The 18,679-nt window shown below is 22.4% G+C and carries 12 protein-coding genes; all 12 read left to right on the plus strand.

Translation table 4 applies throughout. The features are described 5' to 3' along the window. The first annotated feature begins 179 nt into the window (after positions 1-179). On the plus strand, positions 180-1,475 hold the full coding sequence (locus AACL04_RS01170) for an alanine--tRNA ligase-related protein (RefSeq protein WP_339030646.1): 1,296 nt from the start codon (positions 180-182) through the stop codon (positions 1,473-1,475). A gap of 133 nt (positions 1,476-1,608) precedes the next feature. Further along, entirely contained in the window at positions 1,609-2,697 is a 1,089-nt protein-coding gene (locus tag AACL04_RS01175; protein WP_339030647.1) for a hypothetical protein, read from the plus strand. Between the two features lie 3 nt (positions 2,698-2,700). Further along, positions 2,701-3,885 (plus strand): hypothetical protein, encoded by a 1,185-nt coding sequence (locus tag AACL04_RS01180; RefSeq protein WP_339030648.1) that lies wholly within the window; start codon positions 2,701-2,703, stop codon positions 3,883-3,885. Between the two features lie 345 nt (positions 3,886-4,230). Then, positions 4,231-5,268 carry a GIY-YIG nuclease family protein gene (locus tag AACL04_RS01185; RefSeq protein ID WP_339030650.1) on the plus strand — a complete coding sequence of 346 codons (1,038 nt, stop codon included), beginning with the start codon at positions 4,231-4,233 and terminating at the stop codon, positions 5,266-5,268. A gap of 192 nt (positions 5,269-5,460) precedes the next feature. Further along, on the plus strand, positions 5,461-6,732 hold the full coding sequence (locus tag AACL04_RS01190) for a DUF2130 domain-containing protein (RefSeq protein WP_339030651.1): 1,272 nt from the start codon (positions 5,461-5,463) through the stop codon (positions 6,730-6,732). Then, complete coding sequence (locus tag AACL04_RS01195; RefSeq protein ID WP_339030653.1) at positions 6,732-7,622, plus strand: hypothetical protein; 891 nt, start codon at positions 6,732-6,734, stop codon at positions 7,620-7,622. The genes AACL04_RS01190 and AACL04_RS01195 overlap by 1 nt, the downstream gene beginning before the upstream one ends. Before the next feature lie 189 nt (positions 7,623-7,811). Continuing rightward, positions 7,812-9,356 carry a hypothetical protein gene (locus AACL04_RS01200; protein ID WP_339030655.1) on the plus strand — a complete coding sequence of 515 codons (1,545 nt, stop codon included), beginning with the start codon at positions 7,812-7,814 and terminating at the stop codon, positions 9,354-9,356. Between the two features lie 739 nt (positions 9,357-10,095). Next, on the plus strand, positions 10,096-13,980 hold the full coding sequence (locus AACL04_RS01205; protein ID WP_339030657.1) for a DEAD/DEAH box helicase: 3,885 nt from the start codon (positions 10,096-10,098) through the stop codon (positions 13,978-13,980). Beyond that, entirely contained in the window at positions 13,968-15,362 is a 1,395-nt protein-coding gene (locus AACL04_RS01210; protein WP_339030659.1) for a hypothetical protein, read from the plus strand. The genes AACL04_RS01205 and AACL04_RS01210 overlap by 13 nt, the downstream gene beginning before the upstream one ends. Positions 15,363-15,497: 135 nt before the next feature. Next, positions 15,498-15,767 (plus strand): hypothetical protein, encoded by a 270-nt coding sequence (locus AACL04_RS01215; protein ID WP_339030660.1) that lies wholly within the window; start codon positions 15,498-15,500, stop codon positions 15,765-15,767. 10 nt (positions 15,768-15,777) lie between these two features. Then, the gene (locus AACL04_RS01220) at positions 15,778-16,803 is read left to right on the plus strand and encodes a hypothetical protein (RefSeq protein ID WP_339030661.1); all 1,026 of its coding nucleotides are present in this window, start codon (positions 15,778-15,780) and stop codon (positions 16,801-16,803) included. Position 16,804: 1 nt separating this feature from the next. Beyond that, complete coding sequence (locus tag AACL04_RS01225) at positions 16,805-18,607, plus strand: AAA family ATPase (protein WP_339030663.1); 1,803 nt, start codon at positions 16,805-16,807, stop codon at positions 18,605-18,607. Positions 18,608-18,679: the final 72 nt, after the last annotated feature.

The raw sequence follows: 18,679 nt of genomic DNA on the forward strand, positions 1-18,679 counted from the left end.
ATATGAGCAATGCTTTTAAAAATTAGAAGTTAATATATAAAAACATTTAATAAAGAGTCTAAAATATAAAATTTAAATCATATTAATTATTAACATTGAGTTTATTGTAATAAAAATTATAATAAGTATATATTATCTATTCAAATTTGTTTGAAAGATAATAAGAGGAGAACAAAAAAATGTTAAAAAATTTTAAAGGGTATCAACTAAATGAAATTGAAACAAGTGTGACAGAATTCATTAATAAAGAAAAATTTACATTAATGTATTTGAAAGAAACAGTATTCTTTCCAGAATCTGCAGGACAAATTAGTGATAAAGGAGTTATCATATTTAATAAAAAAGAATATAAAGTCCTTGGACTAGCTATTAGTGAAGATAAAGTAGTACATAAAGTAGAGTTAATTAAAGATATTAAAGTAGGGTCACAAGTAATAGCCAAGTTAGATAAAAATCACAGAGATCTTGTTAGTCAAAATCACAGTGCAGCTCATTTACTTTTTGACACTTTACGTGAAATTTTTCCTACCAGTATTGGTAAAGGATATTTCAATGATGAAAGTGGTTTAAGAATGGATATGTATATTGAGCAAAAAATTTCTTGATCAAATATTTATGAACTAAATAATATAGTAAAACAGAAAATGACAACTAATGCCAAAAAAGAAGAGTTTATTGTCGATGCAAAAACTGCAATAGAAAAATATAATTTAGCAATTGAATTTAATCAAAAACAATTAGAAGGTGACTTAAGAATTGTAAAGTTTGATAATGCTTCAATTCAACTTTGTAGTGGAACACATGTTAATTCTTTAAAAGATATTGAAGATTTTCTGATTACAAGTTATGAATCAAAGGGAAGTGGTGTTTATCGTTTCTATGCTAAAACAAAAAACTTTGAAATTAACTTAGCATATAATAGTTTTTGTGAAACAGAATTTAAAGAAGTTGAACAACTTATTTTAAAATATAGTAATTTAAAAAAGCATGGCAAAGATGATAATGTCGAAATGATGTTAAGTGCATGAGTACACTTAACAAAAAAATACAGTAAGCAAAAAGAAACTAGTTGACAAGATTATATAAAATTTAAATCATTGGCAACTGATTTAAAAATTCAAATCCCAGATTTTTTAAATGAAATTGATTCTAAAAAGAAAGATTTACTATATAAAAAATATAAAGATATTAGTCCAACTTCATCACTAGATTATAATTTATTTTTAATAGAAGAATCTTTTTTAGAAAATAAGGATTTAAATTTTATTGCAGATTTAATTTTAAAAAATAATAGTAATGCCTTTGTTGAAGTATTTGATTTAACTTCAAAAATTTATTTATGTAAATCAAACTCTAAAATTAATGCTTTAGAAAAAATGTTGAATCATTTAACTTTTGAAATTAAAGGTGGAGGAAATGATAAAACTGCCCAAGGAAAAATTATAATTAAAAGTTTCAATGCACCACTTAATTAAAAACTCTTTACTAAAAACAATCTTTTCTATGAGTTTCTTAAACTAAAAGAAAAAATGCTTTTAATCTATTAGAGAATAAGATACTTTTGTAGCATCAAGTAATTGATGCTACAAAAAGGAGAGAAAGAAAAGAATGAATTTATTATTAGGCTTTATTGCAAGCGTGGGGTTAACTTCTCCAAGCGTTGCTAAAATAGCAAATAATAACAACTTGAATAACACAATAGTATTAAATGAAAATGACCAAGAAAAAATACTACTGTCAAAGATAAAAACTAAAGATACTGTTAGTAATCTTAATTGAACTACATCAACAACAACTGAACAGGAAATTTTTGACTATGTAATAATGGATCTAATGTCATCAAATATGGATAATGATATTATTTTAGATGCTTTAATGGATGCTTTTTACTATCCAGAAAATTGAAGATTGACTGGATTTCCAATTCAAGTACCTGAACCAAATAGTAAAATAACTAGAGAATTAAAATTTATGGCAAAATTAAATAATTCTAGTTTTGAGGGATTTTTATCATTTAAGGTAGAAATAATTAATGAACAAATAAGTAAAGAATTAGAGGATGCTGTTAAAAACAAAAATTTAGGAATTATAGAGAATCCAACTCAAGAAAAAGTTTTGAATAAGTTTTTCAAAGATAACTCTAATATACAAAGAACAGATGTTAATGTAAAAGAACTAAACTATAAGACTTTATTATTGGAAGCAAGTAGTACAAGTAAATATATTGGTAGAGTATTAGTTACATATGACGCCAAAGTAAAATTATATGAAACTTGAGAATCAGAAAAAATAGAAGTTGAAGCATATAATTCAACTCAAACTGATTCAAGACATTATCAAGTTGAATATAGACCAGAATTTGGAGTTGATTATTTTCAACAAAAATTTAAAAAAATGGATCTTACTTATTCAGGAGAATACAAAATAAAGAATTATAATGAAGATAACTGAATTAATGTAAAACAAATTACAGAGTCTATGAGTTTATCAAATGGTATGACAAATGATTTATGAAATGAAGGATATTTTGGAAGTGTTAATTGAAATACTACTAAAGCTTGAACTTCAATAAAAATAGAAAATAATGTTATAACTATAAATTTTGATATTGAAGTTAAGGCTTATGCTAGTTGAATGAATGCCTATTGATCAAGAGCAGGAGCACAATTGAATATTAAAAATATTGAATTTAGCTAGAGTATGAAAAAAATATTCTTATTACTTAGTATAAATTCAATATTATTTCCATCTCTGTATACAATATCTTGTTCTTCATTTTATCCCTATTCAGGGGGTGAGGCACCACTACTAAAAGATTTTACTTTAATAAATTATTCAATAAATAAATATAATAGTCCAGATGAAGAAAGAAATTTTATATCTTTCTTAAGAACAGGTGGAACAACTTATAATAATGAGTTTAGTATGGGTCGTGTATCTGAAATTACTTATAAAGATCCAGAAACTATGAAAGCTAAATCAACAAATGAACATTTAGTTCATATTAAAGAAATTGAAAAATTTAATTATGATGTTTATAAATTTGAATTATCTATTTATACTTCTCAAATAGGTGGAAAATTTGTGTGAGTTGAATCAAGGCAATTTGAAGTGAAAATGATTTATGATCTAGAAAATTCAGAAGCTAAAAAAATCGTGAAAAATTATCAATTTTTCATAAAAGATTTCATTGGTATAAATATTCCATCAATAACTTATAAAAAGTTTTTTGATAGTTTTGAGTTATATATAAAGGAACTAGCAAGTGAGTACTTTTTAAATAAATTTAAAACAGATTTTGATATTCTAAATACTTCAATTGATAATATAAATTTATGAGATAGGTATGGCGAGAAAATAAGGAAGACTTCTGATGATAAATATATTTATTTAAAAGATGATGATTATTTTTATTTACAAAGTTTAAATTTTAAAAAAGAAAATGAGATAAATATTAGTTCACGAGTTTGAGGTAACCTTTATTTTAGTAAGTATCCTGGGGAACCAGAAATCCCACCAGAACCAAATATTATAGATGTTAGTGATGTTGTTATTAAAGATATTGAGTCTTATAAACAAAGTAATATTTTATTCTTTATATTTAGACAAGAAACAATACCACCTGATATAAGTAAAATAGTATCTGATTCAATTAAAGAGCAGAAGCAAATTAATGATGCAAATATAAATTGAAAAGATAATCGAAACTTCTTTTTGTGTTTTGATAAGGATGGCAAGAATTATTTTTCTTCTGAAGAAGATATGCAAGCTTACTTTGATAGTGGTGAAACAAAGATAGAACTTTATTTAGGGATAATGGAACATAATAATGACCCGGAATTAGTAGGAGAAATTCGAATTAATATTAACTGTGATAGGAAGTAAAGATAAGTATTAGTACTTATCTTTTTTCAATTAATTTTATCTTTCTTAAAATTTACTTTATATCAAACTAAAAAATATTTAAAATATGAATTAAAGGCATAAGAGTTATAATAATGAGAGTAATAAATAGCAGAGGAAACTTTTTAAAAATGAAAATTTATTTTATTAAAATTAATACTACTTATTTATAATAAGAAGTAATTAAATACCTTTGAATATTAAAATATAATTTACATGTTCTAAATTTGAAACTAGTATTAATACTTTTATTCAAATGTTAAAATTGAATATGTACTTATAAAAAGTATATTATCCAATAATTAAATACGAAAGGAATATTATAAAATGAAAAATTTATTTTTTATTAAAACTATTTTTAATATTAGAAATAAAAAAGCAGAAATTGCTTTTAAGAAAAAAAATTTTTTAAATTTAGATTTATCTAATGATAATGAAATAGCAAATTTTTATTCCTTAGAACAAAGTTATAAATTTATGAAAGAAATTGGACCAAGAGGTGGAATAAAGAGATATACAATAAAAGAATCTAATAAAATAAATCCTTTCATTGAAAGTTTAGAGTTTAATAAGTTTAATAATTTGAACGAATATAGTTCATATCAAATAGATAAAAGAAGACAAGCAAGTGATTTAGATCAAAAACTGGCAAAGGAAAATAAAAAGGGTGGTTTTATCCTTTTAACATCAATAATAAGTTTTCTACTTATATTTTTATTTGGCATTTCATTAATGATAAATCTTTCTAATGATAAACCTATGAACAATTTTTTACTTGTTATGTTACCACTCTCTTTTATAGTATCTTTATCATTTCTTATTTGATATTGTCTCTTATTAAATTATTTACGTAATTTATTTCATAATTTTTATTGTAATATTGAAATAATAAATAAGGAAACATACTTTAATTTAAAGTATAAAGTACTTGAAAAAAATGATAATTCTTTAGATATTTTTTTTAATATAAAAAGAGGTATTAGTTTTAATAATATAAAAAATGGCTTATATCAAAATAGTAATCAAGGTATTTATGGAATAAAAATTATAAATAATAATCAAAAAGATACTTATAAAATTCCAATCTATATTGGTCAAGCAAATAATATTTTTAGTAGATGAAAACAACATATTAATAGTATAGAAAAAGTTTTCTATCAGAATAGAAAAGATTTAGAACTAAAATATGAAAAAATAGTTGAGTATGTAAAACACTATGACTTAAAATTAGAAAACATTTACTTCTTTATTTTAGAAGAAAACTTATCACAGATAAGTTGATCAAGAGAAGAATTAAAGCAGTTAGAAACTAATTGAATAAAGGATACAAATTCTGGTTCAAGAGGTTTTAACGCTATTAGATAGACTTTTTAGGCCTAAAACTTTAAACTTTTATGTCTTTTTTATGTTTTTTTTGCTAGTATATAAGTGTTGCAATCAGCAACACCAAAAATAATAGTAAAGTTTAAATTATTACTGATGGATAAATAGTTCCTGATGGGTAAGTATAACTTATTCCAGCTCCTCTCAAAGAAAGAAAAAAAGAGGAAATAAAAAATGAAAAAATTACTAATAACTTGTTCAAATTGTAATCAAGAAATTGATTTAATGCAATTAGAAACTAGAGATAGTGAAAGTATCAATGAGTTTAAAAAACACTTAGAAGAAGAGTTAACAAAAGCAATTGAAACTCAAATTACACAAAGACTGCAAAAAACTTACAGTCTTGAACTAGATTCTTATAAAAAAGATTTGGAACTTCAAAATGAAAAAAACATTTCTGCTTTAAAAAACAATATTGATACATTAAATACAAGTATTGAAACTATTAAACTTAATAATCAAAGAGATTTAAAGGAATTAGAAGCAAATTTAAAAGCGAAATTCTTGGAAGAAAAACAAGTTGAAGTTACAGCTTTAATGAACAAAATTCAAAAATTGGAAGCTGAAGCAAATTCTTTAGATCAACTACATGAACAAAAAGTGGAAAAACTAAAATTAGAATTAGAAAGTAACTTTAATTTGCAAAGAGCACAATGAGAAGCTAAAACAAATCAAGCTCTTTTGGAACTGCAAAAAATTGAAAGTGAAAACAAATTAATTTTAAATCAAAAAGAGCTGGAGCTTAAAACAAAATATGAAGAAATTATTTCTTTAAAAGAAAAAGAAATAACTGATTTAAAAGTTGCTAATGCAACAAATAGAATTTTAAACAATAAAACAAAAGGTGAAAATTGAGAGAATGAAGTAGAGTTAGAATTAAGAAAATTAGCTTCTTTAACAGGAGATGAAATAAATAAAATTACACGAACAGGTACTAAAGCTGACTTTTTACAAATAGTAAGAGAGAAGGAATTAGATCTTGGAAAAATAGTTTTTGAGTGTAAAAATGGTGAATGAAAAGATAGTTGAGAGCCAAAATTAACAGAAGATATGGCAAAGGAAGGTGCTAACTATGCTGTACTTGTTGCAACAAGTACAAATGAAAAATTTAAAGTGCCATTTTTAGTTTCACAAAAAAATAAAAATATTTTAATTGCAGATCCTGATAGTTTTGTATTTGTGTCTTCAATGGTAAGGAAATTAATTTTAATTGAATCAAATTTAAGAGGCAAATCTGATAATAATGAAGCTTTTGATAAATTTAATTCATGAAAACTTAAATCCTTTGAAACATTTAAAGGCATTATACAAAAGTCAATTGAAGGAATTGAAGCTAATGAAAGAACAATTGTAAATAAAGTTGAAGATATCAAAAAAAATCGTGAAAAATTATGAAGAAATTGACAGACATTAATGCTAGATTTCTTAGAAGGGTTTAATATATAATGACTAACAATAGAGAAAATGAATTTTCTGAAAAAACAAAAAAGGAAATATACAAAAATGCAGAGAGCGTTTGCACCATTTGTATTAAACCAGTAATTATTGGATCATTAAAGAATGACTCAAATAAAGATTTCTTTGAAAAAACTTATTACTCTTTTGGCGAAATTGCTCATATAATACCTGCATCTAAAAAAGAAGGCGAACCAAGAAATGAATTTAGAGAGGAGTTTATTATAAAATACGGTGAAGATGCACTTAAAACTGAAATAAACGGATTATTAGTTTGTCAATCTTGCCATAAAATAATTGATAAAAACTTTCCTAAGGACTATTCTATGGAAAAATTAATGGAACTTAAAAAAACTTTGAATTATAGAATTTCAATTAAAAGTGATATGGATTGAATATTTAATCAGCAATTAGTTTATGCACTAATTTCAAAGTTGGAAATTGAGATCCATATGGGCGACGAACCTTATGAGACTTTAGAATATTACGAAAAAATGAAATTAAATCACTTTGATATAGATATTGAAATATTTATAAATATCTCAATTAAAAATTTATTGACAAATGACTATAAAAAATTTAGAGAACTATTTGAGAATACTGATAATGATTTTCAAAAAATAAGAGAGTTCTTTAAAAAAAATTATAAATATCACTGTGAAAATATAAAAGATACTGATAAAAGTGAGAAAAATAAAAAAGTATTAATAGCAATATTTGAGGATTTTAAAAGTTTAATCATTAGGGACTTTAAAAAAGAATATAAGTTTATAAAGATAAATGATGCTGAGATACCAACTGATAGAATAAAATATTATTTATTAAAAATTATATGAATAATATTTGTGGAGTGTGATATATTTGAAACTAAAAAAGATTAAAATTATTGGAATACTACCTAATAAAAATATAGATATAAAAAATAGTTTTCTTTACTTTATTTATTATATTAAAAAAAATAAAAGGATTAACTTAAAAAATTTTTCACTTACAAATAAAACAAAACATTTTTTATGTTTAGCTTATTATTTGAATTTTATAGACTACATTAGAGAGGATGAAAATGAAGTATGTATTATATCAAAAATATAAAATCAAATTTTTCTGATTTAACTAATTTTTATTTTTCAAAGAGTTTAACAATAATTGCTTCAGGAAATTTTAATGATGATTCTAATGATGATTCTAATGATTCAGGAAAATCAACTTTCTTTAATGTAATTGCATTATTATTAGGACGTGGAGAGAACAATAAAGTTAAAGTACTAACTTTAATAAAAGAAATAAATGAGCAAAAAAATAAAATGGATCTAAATGATATTTACTTTCAAATAACTTTTAAAAATGATAGTACTAATATTGAAAGAATCTTTAAATTATACCTATTCTCAGAATTAAATTATATTGATGGACAACTTGTTGAGTATAAGAAATATAAGAAAGAAATAAGTAATTTATATAACCTTAAAAATGATATATTGCTAGGTACTTTTTCAATTAGAAACTTGGATGAGGATAAATATACTGTTTTTGAAAATTATAAAATAACAAAAAATGAAACAAAAGATTCTATTATTAGGAGTATTTTTGAATATGACAAAGTATTATTTGATAGTAGTATCGCATTAGAGATTACAAATTTAGATATTCAGCTGAAAGTATTAGAAAAGAAGATTAAAATTAGTGAATTAAATAAGTTAAATAAGGAGTTAAAAAGTACTAATGAAAAGTATAATGAAGTTTATAATAATGAAGTTTATATAAATAATTTAGAAATGATTAATGAAATTATTTATCTAAAAAATTATAAAAAAAGTCTCAAAAAAAATTTTGATACTAATACATTTGATGCTCTTTTAAAAGAATATGATACTTATTTTCTAAAAAAAAGTAGTTTAAAAAAAATGGAAAGTGTAAAAAATTTTTTTAATATTATGAATTTAAATATTGAAAAATTTAAAATGAATAGTACAGAAATTGGGACTAGAGTTTCTGAATTAGAAAAAAATATTGAAAAAAACAAAATAGAATTAAAGAAAATAGGTTTAGTAAAAGATATTGAAGATAAGGCAATAATTGATACAAAAATTTTTCTAATAAGTAAAGAACTAGAGAAAATAGAAACTTTAGAAATTAAAAAAAATAATTTAAAGAACTCGCTTAATATTATGGAGAATTTTTCAATTAATTCTCTTATGAAAAAATTTATTGATGAGTCATTAAAAAACTGAAAAATATTTTTTAAATATTCAATTAATAGAAATTTGAAAATTAATTTTAATTCTAAAAAAGGACTAATAAACTATTCCATTAAAGCAGAAGCCCTAGAAACTAATAATCAGGCTTTTACAGGTAGAGGGAAGAGTCAAATAATTACAATTTTTTTAAAAGCTACTTTACTTGAAAGTACGGGTTTAAAAGTACCTTTAATAATAGAATCAGATATATTAGATAGCATAGATATTGAATATAAAAGAATATTATTTTCATATCTTAATCAGTTAAGCATTCAGACAATTATTTTCTATAGAAATCTTGAAAAAGAATTTTTAAACTATAAACTAAATAATAGAATATTAACGAGAGAAAATCCATTCTTGGGCTTTGCAATATAAAATAAAAGAGATATACATTGTTAATAAAAAAAATTCTTATAGTAGACAAAAAGATAAAAAAAAAAAAAAAATCTTGTATATAAGACAAATATAATTTTTAAATTATACAAAATCTTTTTATAAAATAAAGCAAAGAATAGACAACCTTAAAGAGACTTGCACTTGATTTTAAATCAACTGTAAATAGTCTCTTTTTTATTATAAATATAATCTTGAAGATTATTTCTTTCTAAAATGAATTCTTTAAACTTAGTTCTAAAATTCCCCAATGAATTAAAATAATTTCTATAATCTTTGAAGAAAATATATTTGTTTCATCCTTTTAAATACTCAGTAGCAAAATTGTGTTTAAATCCAACATCAGATATTGACAATGTAAGATTATTTCCTTCATCAAATAATTTTTAACAGTAAAAGAAGTATTGCAGTTCCTTTATTTGTTTGAATGATTGATTGCTCTACTAAATTAGCTTTGACAATTCTTTGAACTTGTGATAAACATTGTAAAACCTGTATTATTTTCTGAACTCTGAAAATAAAAATCTATTCTTTGTCTAATATTTATGGAGATACTTGCTTGTTTCTCATAAATCATATAAATGTTTAAAAAAAATCTAAGATTTATTAGACTCAATTATGTGATATTATTTTAAGAGTTAGAGATATTTATTTATTTTAAATTAACTTACTTTAAAATAAATAAATTGCTTTAAAAACTTCTAAGGAGAAAATATAATTTATGAATCTGCAATTTAAAATTTCGGAGAAAGAGTCAAATTTTGAAGAACTTAAACTTGAATTAGGTATTAAAAATTTTAATAAAAATAACATTACTTTATGTAGAGATATGGTTATTTCAAAAATTAAAAAAGTATTAGATTTAAGTTTTGAAACTGAAGAATTTATACTTACTAAATTTTTTGAATTATTAAATGAAAATAGTTTAATGGAGTTAATGTATTTAAACTTATCAACTTTTGATAATAATATTAGTAAAGATAAAGCTAATAACTCAACTCTTAGAAATTTACATGCCTTTGAAAATAAATTAAAAGATTTGAAAGAAAATAATGGCACATTGATAACTGGATTGGCCTTTATTTTTAAGTTTGATAAAAAAATTAATAAGAAATTTAATTTACTAAAAAACTCAATTATTATTTATGCAGATTTTTGCTATGAAAAAGAGGCAGATAATTCAGATACAAAACTTTGATTTGATATAACAAGGGTTGAGTCTATGGAGTTTAGTTATGAATCTGTTGATTCATTAAATATTAAAACAATAACTAATTTAATTGATAGTGTAGAATTTCTTGAAAAAAATGAAATAGATATTTTAAAGCTATATGAAAATAAAGAAGACTTTTTTAACTTATTTAGATCCGTTTCAAGATCTGAAATTCTTACTGGAAAATCTGAAGAAGGTCTAAATTTAAGAGGTTGACATGACTTTATTATTGATTTTAAAAGATATTTAAGAGACAAAAAAAAGGTGTCTTCCCAAGCAAAACTTTTTTCACTTAAAGATTTTTCTTTAGAAGAAAACACAAATGCAAAAGAGAATTTGATATTAATGATTGATAGTAAGACAAAAATTTCAGAGGGAAAGTATAAAATTATCTCAAGTGAAAGAGATGATATAAAAACAACTACTTCAATAAAATCTTTATCAGGCTTTGATATAAATGAATATATTAATCAACAAATTACTATTTTTAATGAAAAAATTACTCTAAATCTAGAGAAAATAAAATTAGATGAAACAAAAATTAACAAATTATTAGATGAAAAACGAGAATACACAATAACTTTAAGAGAATATGAAAAAAACTTAGATGGTGAACAAAGCAATAATAAAAGAGCCGTTGAAGAGGAACAAAAATTAAAAAAAGAAATATTAAATGTGGAAAAAAATATAGATATTTTTGAAAAAAGTAATAAAAAAAATAAAAAAATAAAAAAAGATAAAACATCTGATAATTTAAAAAATAATCAAGTTATTAAGGAATTGAAACAAGATTTACAGATTTTTAAAGAAAATTTAAAAAATATAAGTTTGTATTTAAAAAAAACAGTAGACCAATTAAAACTACATAATGAAGAAATAAATAAAAATAAAAATAAAATAGGTTTATTAGACGATAAATTAAATAAATTAAATGGTTCAAAGGAAGAATTAAACGAAGATATTTTAAGTTTTGAAAAAGAAATTAGTGACTATAATAATTTAAAAAGTAATATTGAATTATCAACTGCTAGTTTTAAAAAAGTATCTTTAAAAACTGACCCAAGAGATGACGAAGAAAAAATAATAAATTTTAATGAAATTGAATTATCATCTTTATTAAAAAATGATTATAAGGGAAAACAAATTTGATATTTATCAGATTTTGATCAGGGTTTGTTAACTAAAATAAATAGGTATCATTCAGCAATTGTAATGCTGGAGAAAGGTATATACAGAAATCCGTATCTTGCAACTTCATTAGAATATCCTGAATTGATTAGAGTAAATAAATTCCCAGTTATTGATTTAGATAATATAAATTTAAACTTAAATTCTAAACAATATGAAGCATTGGAAATGGCTTTAACTTCGAACTCTTTAAGTTATTTACAAGGTCCACCAGGAACTGGAAAAACTCAAACAATTGCTGCAATAACTTATCTTAGTTGTAAAAAAAATGAAAACACTTTAATTACTTCATTTTCTCATGAAGCAATAAATAATGCCTTTGATAGACTTAAAGACTTTTTTAAAATCGATCCCAATATTATTTTTTACAAAAATACTTATATTAGAGATAAAGAAGAAGAATTGAGTAGTGAAGGATATGACTACAAGCATATGTATCAAAATTTTTTATACTCAATTGATAACTTTATACTAAAAGATTTTGATAATCAAGATAATGATGAATTTGATTCATTTTCTGAACAATATAATTTTTCTAAGGGAGAAATAAATTTTGTTCCTACTTTTTTAATGCAAATGATAAAAAATCAAGAATATGACAAATATAATTTAAAAAATTATAAGTGAATTTATTCAGAATCAATGGCAAAAAACTTAGAAGAAGAAATAAAAGAAGCTATTACATATGGTGGTTCAAAAGAAGAAGTTTTAGATAGTAAAACTATAATTCTAGAAAGAAAATATGAAAAAGAAATAAAAAATTACATTACTCTGGATAAACAAATATCTAAGTTTATTGAAAAGTATGGTAATTTTAAATCAGATGAAATTGTTTCAATTGATAAAATCATTGAAACGATAATAAAAAAAGTAAATATTAATTCTGAAAAAACTTATATAAACAAGATAAGAAATCTAAATAAAAATTTGAAAAATAGAGTTAATAATAGCACTCTTAATAAAAATGAAGTTGAAACTTTTGCATTAACAGCATTAAATAAAGAATTAATAAATGTTATAGGTATCACTACAACAGGTAAGCAAAGCATAACCTATTTAAATGAAACAAGAGATTTGTTTATTGAATATCCAGTTAACTTTGAAATAATTGATGAAGTATCTAAATCAACTACAATTGAAATTTTGAATACTGCTTTATTAGCTGATAAAATTATGTTGGCAGGTGACTATAGACAATTACCTCCTAATTTATCTGATATAGATGAGAGTACTTTGAAAAAATATTTTCAATGAAAAACAAAAAAAGATGCAGATGACAAGACAAATGAAAGTGAATTTAAAATATTTAGAACTAAAATAGAAAAGTTATTTTTATTTCCCTTGTTTAAAAATCATGCGCAAAAGTTAAAAGGTATTGGAGATAAAGCTGCATATAAGTTCTTAAATATTCAACATAGATTTAATGAAGAAATTATGGATATAGTTAATTTTGTCTATGATGAAGAAGAAAAATTACAATTACCAAGTACTAAAAGAAATGAAATAATAGTTAAATTAAATTATGATAAAACATATAGTAATGCTGTAAATATTTTAGATACGTCTTACATAAGCGAAAAGTTTGTCAAATATGTTAAAGAAAATTCAAAATACAGTCAAACATTAAATATTTTTCAAGGTCAGGTTTCTTTTGATCAGAAAATTTCTTTATTTAATAACAGATCACTTGGATCAGCATTTAATGAGTACAATGCTTATTGCATTGTTGAACTAATAAAAAAAATAAAAGAAGACGTGTTAATTAATCCCAATCAAATTGGAATTATTGCTGTAACTAAATCACAAAAAATTATTATTAGAGATATGTTAAGAGAGAGCATTAAGGATAATAATTATTTAAGTCAGATTAAAATAGATACGGTAGACAATTTTCAAGGAAGAGAAAAAGACATAATAATAGTTGATCTTGTAAGAGGTAAGCAACTGCTTACTGTAGATAGAATAATTAGAGATTTTAAATCAAGAAATATTGATTTTTATAAGTCAATTGAAAGATTAAATGTAGCCGTTTCAAGAGCAAGACACAAATTAATAATAGTTGGAGCTGTCGAAGATTATTTTAGAAGTGAAGTAAAACCACTAATTGATAATGAAAAAGGTGAACAAACACCTTTAAATATATTTGATTTGTGATTTGAAAAAGTAGAAGATAATGAGGGTGTAATTAGAACATGAAAAATATAATAAAAGTAAATATAAATATCCCTTATTTTTTACAAGAAATTGAAGTTAATGTTGCTTCATTAAAACAATTAAATGATTTTAACTCAAGATTTTGCTTACTTTTGGCTTATAAAAACGAGTTAGAGGATTTACCTCCAATTATAGAATTGCAAGATTTTTTTAAGAAATATTTTAATTTAGATTCAAAAATGCATATATTTATTGAAGACTCTTTTAAAGAGATATTTAAATCAAAAACAATAACTTTTAAATTTAATAATTATGAAGATATTAAAAATATTTGAGAGATAAATTTTAATGAATTAGTTTTAAATAAAAAGATAAAAGAAAAAATAAAAAATGAAGAGTATTTTTCCTTAACAGAAAATCTACAAAAAAGAAAAAAAATATTTTTAAGTGAAATATTAAATAATAAAAGTCCAAAAGAGGTTGAATCAAAAATTGGTTATGAGAAAATTGAAAATAATAATGAAACTTTAGACTCTCAAGTTAATAGATATTTAGATCAAAATTATTATGAGACACTAGGTGAGGCCAATGTTAAAATAGATCATTTATCACAAGAGATTCAATCAATAGAATTATTAGATAGTTATTTAACTTATATAGATAAGGAACATGAATTCATTGTTGATGAATCCAAAAATTTATTAGCTAAAAATAGAAGAACTGAAAAATTAATTGAGCATATTAAAATTGGATTAATTGAAAAAGAAGACTTAAAAGAAACCATTAAGAAAAAATATAATTTAACTTTAAAGGAAAATAACTTTAAAGAGAAACTAAACTCAGAAGTAATTTATCCAGAATATGATAACTATGAAATTTACTTAGAAAATATTTTAGAAGAAAATATTGGTATTGAAAGTGATCTTTGCCTTTATGAAAATAATATCTACTTAGTTAATCCTTATAAAGATAAATTGTTTATTCCAGATTTAAAAGAAGAAATTGAATTAACTAGTTTCTTTATTCAAAAATTTGAAACTAAGTACTTTAAATTCATTGATTTGCAATTAGTTAAAAATGAAAAACTTATTAAAATATTATTAGAGTGATTTGAAAGTAAAGAAGACTATACTAATTTAGAAATTAATTTTATTAAAAATAATATTAATTTAATTTCTATTAGTGAAGTGTGAACTGAAAAGCTTATCAAATACATTTTAGAAGATGATGAAATAAAAGAAATGGTTCATACTAATTCAATAGAATTAAACGAAAATGTAATTGAATTAATTACAAAGAATACTGACATTTCATATGAAGAGTTGTATCTAATTAAAAAATGAGAATATAAAAATAAGCAAATTTTTAGTAATTGAAATAAGGAAATAAATTTCTGAAAATTAATAAAAATGAAAGAACAATTTGATGTATAACCAAAAGAAAATTTTACACTAGATGGTTTAAATCTTTTAAAAAATGAAGTAGAAAATATTGAAATATCACCAATTAAAGATATAAGAATTGATAATTTTTATAAAGAATTAAATAAACAAATTGAAGCGAATAAAATGCCCATTGAAGATAAATTTACAGTTAGAATTGTTAATTTGAGAAAAAAATTTGAAGATAAAATAGGTGTTACAAAGAAAAAAAGTTTCTCTAAACAGTTGAGTTCTAATTATGAAGAAGATGATACATATTCATTTTATAAGAATAGTTACAAATTTTTATCAGAGCATGTGCATGGAAGAAAAGAACTTCAAAATGAAGAAAACTTAAAAGAATTAGACCATATTGAAAGAACTATAGACTTAGTTAATTTAAAAAAGAAAGTATAGGAGAAAATTTATGAGTCATAATGCATCAATAACATTTGATATATGTAATAAAGATGAACTATTAGCATTATCACAAGTTAAAAAAGAAATTGCAGATTTAGAAAAGTTTGCACAGAAAAATAATTTTACAGATATTTTTAGTAAAGAAATTGAAAATATCTATACTCAATTAAATGAATCAAATCTACGAATTGAAAAAATTGGTGGTTCTCATACAATTAGCAGTGAATTTTATATAATAAATCAAGAAAAAAATAAACAAATTGAAGCTTATTATTTAGAATTAGACAATATTATAAAAAAAGTTCAAAATATTAAATATACTTTAAACTTAGAAAATGAATTAGTTAATTTTATTAATCTGGAAAAAAATAAAATAGCGGAATTAATTAGTCAAAATGGATTTATAGCAAATCAAGCTATTAAAAATTTATTTGCCAATAATTCTGAAATAACTTACAATACAGTCAATAAAGAAATAGAGAAAATTAGATTTAGAGAGTTTGATCAAGCAAATGCAAAGTTGTATAAAGAAAGCTTAAAGAAAGAACTAAATAATCTAGGTATTGAAAAAGAATTTAAAATTAAGTTATACTCTGATTTGGAAAAAATTCAAACTAATATTGAAATTATGGATTTCTCTGCATTAATAAAATCAATAGAATCAAACTTTTTCAAAACGACTCTCCTTGTAAAAGATGTAGAAGAGGAATTAAAGAAAATTGGTTTTAAAACTTTGATTAAGAAATATACAGTTCTTAAAAGTTCAAATGATGATGTAGCTGATCAGTTTGTAATTTCTTTAAAAACCATTAATAATAAAAATAATAACATAGTAATTAATTTTGGTTTAAATGGAACAATGGATTATAAAATGGGTAACTATGTTGATCACTTATGTGATGCAGATGCAGAAAAGTTTATTACTGGATTACAAAACAAACAGAGATTTATTGCAACTCAAAAAATTACAAGAACTTCTACTACATCAAGACCAATTCAAAGAGCTAAAAAAATGAAAGTAAGAGAAAAATAAAATGAAAAAATCAATTGAGCAATTAAAAGTTAAAATACAACAAAAAAATTTACTTTTAATTGGAGGAAATGTATATGATACTTTTTTGGAAAATGATCAAGATTCTAAAAAACAGTTTTGTAATTTAGATAATAAAATTATTCAAATTGCAAAAGAGATTGGTTATAAGGATGTTATTAAATTTTCACCATCAAAAGGAAAAATGTTTCTTTTGGGAGAACAAGAAATATTAGAAGAAGATAATGAATTTGATGAATTTGAAAGTCATAGTATTAAACAAGTATTAGAAGAATTTATTAATGATTTAAAAAATGAAATTCAAGATAAAGATTTAAATAGAAAAATTTATATTATAGATTTTTCTGATACCTTATTAAATCAAGAAAGTATCAAAGATTTAGTAGAACAAGCAGCTATTTTATTATCAACTATATTAGAAGATGATGTAAAAAATCAATATGATATTATTAACATAAATAAATTAAGTAAAGTAATTTTTATTAGCAGAGATACAGGAAATATTGCAAGTGATTTTAGTACAAAAAATATAGAATTTGCTTCTGTTAATATTAATAAACCTAATAAAAATGAAAGAGCAGAAATATTTAATAAATTTTATCGTTCATTTAACGTAATTGATAGAGAAAAACTTAATACAGATTCAAAAGAACATAATGAAGCTGTTGGATTAACAGAAGGCTTTGCTGTAAAAGAAATTATGCAACTGGCAAGAATACAAACAGAAGATGATAATTATACTTTTAAAGAATTATTCTCATTAGCTCAATTTAATAAAAGAGATTCAGAATGAGAAAAGATGGACTTGAAACAATTAAATACTTCTGATGATATTTTAAATAAAGTAGTAAAAGGTCAAGAATTTGCAATTGCTAATGTTAAACAAACTCTAATAAATGCTAGCTTAGGACTTAATGGTATTATGCATTCTGAAAAACTTATTAAACCTAAGGGTATTTTATTTTTCTCAGGGCCAACTGGAACTGGTAAGACAGAATTAGCAAAACAAATAGCAAAACTTGTTTTTGGAGATGAAAATAAGTTAATTAGATTTGATATGAGTGAATATAATCATGAAGAATCTGATCAAAGACTTATAGGAGCCCCTCCAGGTTATATAGGTTATGATTCAGGGGGAGAATTAACTAATGCTGTAAAGGAAAATCCTTTCTCTGTCTTATTATTTGATGAAGTTGAAAAAGCTCATGGAAGAATTTTGGATAAATTTTTACAAATTCTTGAAGATGGTAGACTTACATCCTCTAAAAATGAACTAATTGATTTTTCTGAAACTTTTATAATTTTTACTTCAAATATAGGAGTAATTGGCAATAACTCAAAAGCAAATCAAGACGAAATCAGAAAAAACTTTATTAAAGCTGTTGAAGACCACTTTATAAATGTTTTAAAAAGACCAGAATTATTAAATAGAATTGGAAAGAAAAATATAATTCCTTTCAATTACATTACAAGTAGAAAAATTTTTAAAGAGATAATTGAAAGTAAATTAATAAAATTAATAAGTGCTTTAAATAAAAAGCATAATGTAAAAATTTCATATAGTGAAGATGAATTAGAAAATCTTGTAGATCTTATTATGCAAGAAAAGGCAATTGAAGAAATGGGTGGAAGAGGAATTATTAACTCTTTATCTGAAAAAGTTATTAACTCATTGGCCTTATTTATTTTTGAAATGAAACTAAATAATAAATTAAGTGAGAAAGATATTACTCACGTAAAGATGAAAGTAATAGTAAATAAGGAAAAAGTTGTATTTGAGTTATAAATATTAAGAAGATTTAGTATAAATATTTTTTTATTACAATAATTAATTTTCTTAAAAAAGTGTAGTGTAACC

It is taken from the genome of Spiroplasma endosymbiont of Cantharis nigra (assembly GCF_964019925.1).
Classification (GTDB): domain Bacteria; phylum Bacillota_I; class Bacilli_A; order Mycoplasmatales; family Mycoplasmataceae; genus Spiroplasma_A.